Source organism: Glycomyces dulcitolivorans (assembly GCF_003265355.1).
Taxonomy (GTDB): Bacteria; Actinomycetota; Actinomycetes; order Mycobacteriales; family Micromonosporaceae; genus Glycomyces; species Glycomyces dulcitolivorans.
Window position 1 is genome coordinate 1 of record NZ_QFRW01000199.1, and the last position, 6,305, is coordinate 6,305.

Genomic DNA, 6,305 nt, shown 5'->3' on the forward strand with positions numbered 1-6,305 from the left:
CCCGGGGCGGGCGCGGGCGGCTCGGGCGCGACGCCGAGGGCGTTGCGGTAGTCGAACGCGTCGGCGGCGGCCTGCCACAGGGCCGGGTCGCCGTCGCTGTAGAGCCGGGACGCCTCGGCGTCGAGCTGCGCGGCCCAGGCGACGCCTTCGGGGCCGAGCGTGCCCGAGAGCGGCTGGCCGTGCTCCAGGAAGTGCCGGCCGCGCTCGGCCAGGCGCTCCCCGGCGGCGACGGCGTCCTTCACGCCCGCGGCGTCGCCGTCGCGGCGCATCGTGTGGGCGAGGTCGGCGGCGGCGCCGACGCCCATGGCGCACACCGAGACTCCCGCGAGGAAGTACGACTTCATCCTGCCCATCCACTCGACGGCGCGCTCGACGCGGCGGATCGCGTCGGCGGGCCGGTGCCGCCAGCGGTCGAGCTCGGCGCCGCACAGCGTCGCGAGGGACAGGACCTGGCCGTCGATCTGCCACCGGTCGGCGAGGTAGTCCAGGCGCCGGTCGGCGGTCTCGAAGCGGCCGCGGGCGACGTCGACGAGCAGGACGGCGGCCGCGAGGCGGGTGAGGACGACGCCGGGCAGGACGCTGGAGGCCATCTCACCGTTCGCGTCGACCGCGTCCCAGCGTCCGAGCATGTGGTTGCAGATGACCTGGCGGACGGCGATCTCCAGGCCGAAGGTGCTCCAGCGGTCGCCGGTGCACCGGGCCCGCTCCATGCCGCGGTCGAAGTGCTCCAGGGCCTCGGGGAGCCGGGCGGCGTCGACCAGGAGGAGCCCGTTGTTGAAGTGGGCGCGCAGCTCCACCTCGTACCAGTCGGAGCCGCGGACCAGGTCGAGGGCCTCGGCGTTGCGCTCCATGGTGCGCTCGATGGACTGCCCGCTGTGGCGGAACGCGGCGATGCTGTCGGTGAGGATCGCGTCGGCCTTCGCCGAGCGCGCGGCATCGAGGTCCGCGGGGTCGCCGGCCGCGATGACGGCGTCGGCGGTGGCGATGGCCGCGGCGGTCCACTCGGCGGCCTCGGCGTTGCGGCGGTTGACGTACACGGTGCGGGCGACGATGGCCTGCGCCCACGCCTTGACCGGGCGCGGCCCCTCGTCCTTGACCAGTTCCCAAGCCTCCCAGGCGATCCGGTGCGCCTCTGCTTCGTCGCCCTCGATGATGAGGAGGTGCTTGGCGTACTTGCGGCGGGTCGAGGCGCCGAGGATGCGGTCTCCGGAGGCGTCCGCGAGGCGGACCGCGGCCGCCGAGTACGACTGGGCGCGCTTGATCTCGCCCGAAGCCTCCGCGTTCGCGGCGGCCCACAGCGTCAGCCGCAGCTCCGTGACGTCCTCGGGCCGCTGCTCGGCCGGGACCCGCTCGAACAGGGCCAGGGCCCGCTCCAGGTGGATGAGCGCCTCCGCGGGGGCCGCCAGCTCGACGGCCTCCTTCGCGGCGCGCACCGACGCCGACAGGGCGCAGCGCAGGTCCCCGGACTCGTAGGCGTGGTGCGCGAGCTCGGCCTCGGCGCCCTTGCCGGTGGCGTCGGCGAGGGACTCGGCGATCTTCTGGTGGTACCGGATGCGCTCGCCCGGAAGGAGGTCGGAGTACACGGCCTCGCCGAGGAGGGCGTGGCGGAACGCGTACAGGTCCGGGCCCTTCTGCGCGATGACGCCGTGCGAGATCGCGGCCCGCAGCGCCTCGTCGAACTCGCGCTCGTGGTGCAGGCCGGTCTCGTCGAACATCGACCAGGCCGCGGCGTTCAGGCGCCCGTAGGTGAAGCGGCGGCCCAGGACGGAGGCGAGGCGGACCACGCTGCGGGCGGCGTCGGGGAGCCGTTCGAGGCGCGACAGGAGCACCTCGGCGAGTTCGTACGTGACGGTGTGGGTCTCGGCGGCGGCGAGCTCCTCGGCGAGGAACGCGTTCCCCTCGGAGGCCGCGGCGATCTTGGAGACGGAGACCTCGTCGAGTCCGGTGTTGAGCTCGCGCACGAAGTCGGCGGCGTGCTGGGAGTCGAACGGGTCGATCTGGAGGCGCTGCACGGCGGGGAGGCGCACGAGCTCGGCCAGGAGGGGGCGCAGCGGGTGGCCGCGGTGGACGGCGTCGGCGCGGTAGGAGCCGAGGATGAGCAGGCGCTGGCCGGTGAGGCGGGAGGTGAGGAACGCGAGGAGGTCGCGGCTGGAGCGGTCGGCCCAGTGGAGGTCTTCGAGGGTGATGACGACCGCGCGGTCGGCGGCGAGGTCCGCGAGCGCGGCGTGGAAGGCCTCGAAGAGGCCGAGTCGCCCGAGGTCGCCGTCGGCCGTGCCGGGGTGGCCGGGGAGCAGCGGGCGGAGTCCGGGGTGCGCGGCGACGAGGTCGGGCTCGTCGCGGGCGAGGGCGCCGACGATCTCGGCGAAGGGGAGGTAGGGGAGGGCCGAGTCGGCCGTGTCGAGGCAGTGGCCGGTGACGGTGAGGACACCGTCACCGGCGTTGTCGTTGAATTCGTGGAGGAGCCGGGTCTTGCCGACCCCGGCGTCCCCCGAGACCAGGACCGTCGCCGGTCGTCCCGTCTTCGCGGCGTCGAGCGCGTCGCGCAGCGCGGCGAGCTCGGCGTCGCGGGCGAAGAGCGGGAGGTCGGAACCTAGGCGCGGCATGTCTGCAATCATGACACGCCCCTAGGACACGGCGGCCTGTTCATTTTTCGAGGAGGCGCCCTCCCCGTCGTGGCGCAGGCCCAGGGCCCTCGCGACGCGGCCGGCGACGCCGGCGTGCCGGACGTGGCTGCCGGCGCGGCGGGTCTCCTTGGCGGCCTTGAGGAGGCTGCGGGCCTGGCGCTCGTTCTCGGCGTCCTTGCGGAGCTCCTCGGAGCGGGCGTAGTGGAGGTAGTGCAGGTCGAAGTCGTTCATGTTCGTTCCTTCGGTGCTGTCGGCCGGCGTTTCCGGCCTGACACCAATACTCGTGCTGAGGCCCGGGGGCGGGCATCAGGCGTCCGCGTCGAAGACGCCCTTACCTCCCTTAGTTCCGGGCCTCAGGGCCCTCAGACCCCTTACTTCCGGCTGAGGGGCCTTACCCGGGCGAGCCGCGAGGGCCACCAGACGGCCCTTCCGACGTCGACGGTCAGCGCCGGGACCAGCAGCGAGCGGACGACGACGGTGTCGAGGAGCACCCCGAACGCGACGACGAACGCGATCTGCGCGAGGAACAGGATCGGCAGGACCGCGAGCGCCGAGAACGTCGCCGCCAGGACCACCCCGGCCGAGGTGATGACCCCGCCGGTGGCGACCAGGCCGCGCAGCGTCCCGGCCTTCGTGCCGAGCCGCGCGGACTCCTCGCGGACGCGCGTCATCAGGAAGATGTTGTAGTCGATGCCCAGCGCCACGAGGAACACGAATCCGAAGAGGACGACCGTGGGGTCGGCGCCGGGGAAGCCGAAGAGGTGGTTGAACACCAGGGCCGAGACGCCCATGGTCGCACCGAAGGACAGGACGACGGTGGCCGTCAGCAGCAGCGGGGCCACGATGGACCGCAGCAGGAGCATGAGCACCAGCAGGATCACGGCGAGGACGATCGGGATGATGACCGTGCGGTCCCGCTCCGAGGTCTCCAGCGTGTCGAGCTGGATCGCGGTCGGCCCGCCCACCAGGGCGTCCGCGCCCTCGACGGCGTGCACCGATTCGCGCAGTCGCTCTACAGTGGCCATCGCGGCGTCGCTGTCGGGCGCGTCCTCCAGGACCGCCTCGATCTCCACGAGCCCGTCCGCGGTCCGGACCTCGCCCGTCTCGTCAACGGTCGCAGTCACTTCGGCGACCCCGTCGACCTCGGCCGCCGCGAGCACCTCGTCGAGCGCCGACGCGTCCGCGACGATCACCGCCGGCGCCCCCGAGCCGCCCGGGAAGTGCTCGGCGAGGACCTCCTGGCCCGCCACCGAGTCGACGTCGGTCAGGAACACCTCGGTCTGCGCAGTGCCGTCCGCCTTGAGCTGCAACGCGAACGCCGCCGCGATCACCAGGCCCGCGGCCGTCGTCACCCACACGACGCGGGGGCGCCGCGCGACCAGGCCCGCGACGTTCGACCACAGCCGCGACCGGCGCCGGGCCTTCGCGATCCGCCGCGGCCAGAACGCGGCCCGCCCGCACAGTGCCAGCACCGCGGGCAGGAACGTCACCGCCGCGAGGAACGCAGCCCCGATCCCGATGGCCGCCACCGGACCCAGGCCCCGGTTCGACTCCAGTCGGCTGAACAGCAGGCACAGCACGCCGAGGATCACCGTCCCGGCCGAGGCCGCGATCGGCTCGACCGTGGCCCGCAGCGCCTTGCGGACGGCCGCGAACCGGTCCGAACCCGCGTCCAGCTCCTCGCGGAACCGGGCCACGAGCAGCAGCGCGTAGTCGGTAGCGGCGCCGAACACGAGGATGAACAGGATGCCCTGGCTCTGGCCGTTCAGGTCGATGACGCCCGCGTCGGCGAGCGCGTAGACCGCGGCGCTGGCGGCCGCGAGCGCGAACCCGCAGGTCAGCAGCACCAGGAGCGGGAGCAGCGGGGAGCGGTAGACGAGCACGAGGATCACCGCGACGACGGCGGCGGCCACGAGCAGCAGCAGGCCGTCGACCCCGGCGAAGGCCTCGCCGAGGTCGGCGCCGAGCGCGGCCTGGCCGGTGACGAGGACGTCGAGCCCGTCGGGGCGGCCCTCGTCGAGGACCGCGCGGATCTCGGCGACGGCCTCGGACTCGTCGGCGCCGGCGTCGATGAGGACGACCAGCTGCGCGGCCTCGGCCGGGGCCTCCTCGGACAGCCGGGGCGGGATCGGGGGAGCGGTGTTGAACTCAAGTTCCGCGAGGCTGACGCTCGCGGCGTCGAGGTAGGCGAGGTCGGCTTCGTCAAGGCCGCCTTGGCGTTCGGCGACGACGATCGCGGGCACGGCGTCGGTGTCGTCGAAGGCCGCGCGCCGGTCGGCGGCCTCGGTCGACTCGGCGGAGGACGGCAGGAACGCGGAGCCGTCGTTGCTCGCGACCTCGCTGAGCTTCCCGGCGGCGGGCCCGGCGAAGGCGCCGACGGCGAGCCAGGCGAGCGCCAGGAGCGCGGGCAGGAGCCACCGGAGGCGGCGGACTGGGTGCGGTCGTTCGGGGGCCATGCGGGTCTCCTCGCGTCCAGGTCAGTGGATGTTTCCATCGACGGATATTTCGATGATCGAAATAGTAAGATACAGGTCGAGCATCGACGAGGACAGGACGGCGCGTATGACCCGGGACACCGACGGCGACGAGGCCCCCACGAACCTGGACCTGACCCGGCTCCTCCAGAACCTCACCGTCGAGTCCGACCGGTACGCCGAGCGCTTCGGGGCCGCCCACGGGCTGCACCGCACCGACGTCAACGCGCTCGGCGTGATCATGGACGCGGCGCGGCGCGGCGTCCCCATGTCCCCTGGGGCGCTTGCGAAGGAGCTCGGGCTGAGCCCGTCGGCGACGACCGCGCTCATCGACCGGCTCCAGGCCCTCGGGCACGTCGAGCGCTCGCGTCCCTCCGGGGACCGGCGGCGCGTCGCCCTGGAGGTGCCCGAGGCGGCCGTGGAGGCGAACCGGCACCTGTTCGTCCCGCTCGCGGCCGCGTTCGCGCGCTCCTGGGCGGGCTTCTCGGCCGAGGAGCGGGCGGTCGTGGCCCGCTTCCTCGCGGTCAGCACCGAGGCGATGAAGGACGTCAGCGCCGAGTGGGAGCCGCCTCAGGACCGCGCCCAGCGGCGCCGGTAGGCCCCTTCCGGGTCGAAGCGCCCGGCCTGGCGCTCGTGGTTGAAGCCGCGGTTGGGGCGGGTGTCGTTGCCGGTCCCGGCCGTCCACTGCCAGTTCCCGGCGTTGTTCGCCTCGTCGAGGTCGACCAGGTGCGCGGCGAAGTGGGCCGCGCCGTCGCGCCAGTCGAGGCCGAGGGCCTTGACCAGGTACCCGGCGGTGATGAGCCGGGCCCGGTTGTGCATCCAACCCTCGGCGAGGAGCTGGCGCATCCCGGCGTCGACGATCCCGATCCCGGTGGCGCCGGCCCGCCACGCCTCCAGGGCGGTCAGGTCGGCGTCCCAGACGTCGTCGGCGCCCCGGCGGTACGCGGTGTCGACGAGGTCGGGGAACGCGGCGAGGACCTGGAGGTGGAAGTCCCTCCAGCACAGCTGGCGGACCATCGCCTCCGGCAGGCGCGGGTCGGCGGCGAGCTCGCGGGCCGACAGGCAGCCGAGCGCCAGGTAGGGGCTGAGGCGGGAGGTGCGGTCCCCGGCGAGGTCGTCGTGGCGCTCGGCGTAGTCGCCGGAGTCCGGGGCCCACGCGTCGAGGCGGGCGAGCCCGGCGCGCTCGCCGCCGCGCGGGAGGTCCGCG

Annotated in this window: 5 protein-coding genes; 1 reads left to right on the forward strand and 4 read right to left on the reverse strand. The window is 74.0% G+C overall.

All coding sequences use genetic code 11. The features are described 5' to 3' along the window. The 3 genes from DI269_RS14330 to DI269_RS14340 form a co-directional block, all read right to left on the reverse strand. Positions 1-2,603 (reverse strand): ATP-binding protein (locus tag DI269_RS14330; protein WP_112136949.1); only part of this gene is annotated, 2,603 nt, incomplete at its 3' end. 21 nt (positions 2,604-2,624) lie between these two features. Then, entirely contained in the window at positions 2,625-2,855 is a 231-nt protein-coding gene (locus DI269_RS14335; RefSeq protein ID WP_112136951.1) for a hypothetical protein, read from the reverse strand. Positions 2,856-2,995: 140 nt separating this feature from the next. Further along, positions 2,996-5,080, reverse strand: a complete 2,085-nt coding sequence (locus DI269_RS14340) for an MMPL family transporter (protein ID WP_112136953.1) — start codon at positions 5,078-5,080, stop codon at positions 2,996-2,998. A 106-nt stretch (positions 5,081-5,186) separates the two neighbouring features. Between DI269_RS14340 and DI269_RS14345 the strand changes: the two genes are divergently transcribed. Then, positions 5,187-5,696: a MarR family winged helix-turn-helix transcriptional regulator gene (locus tag DI269_RS14345; protein WP_112136955.1), complete on the forward strand. Its 510-nt coding sequence runs from the start codon at positions 5,187-5,189 to the stop codon at positions 5,694-5,696. On the opposite strand, the gene DI269_RS14350 is transcribed toward DI269_RS14345, so the two are convergent. Beyond that, positions 5,669-6,305: FAD-binding domain-containing protein (locus tag DI269_RS14350; protein WP_332871953.1), on the reverse strand; the 637-nt coding region annotated here is incomplete at its 5' end. The genes DI269_RS14345 and DI269_RS14350 overlap by 28 nt on opposite strands.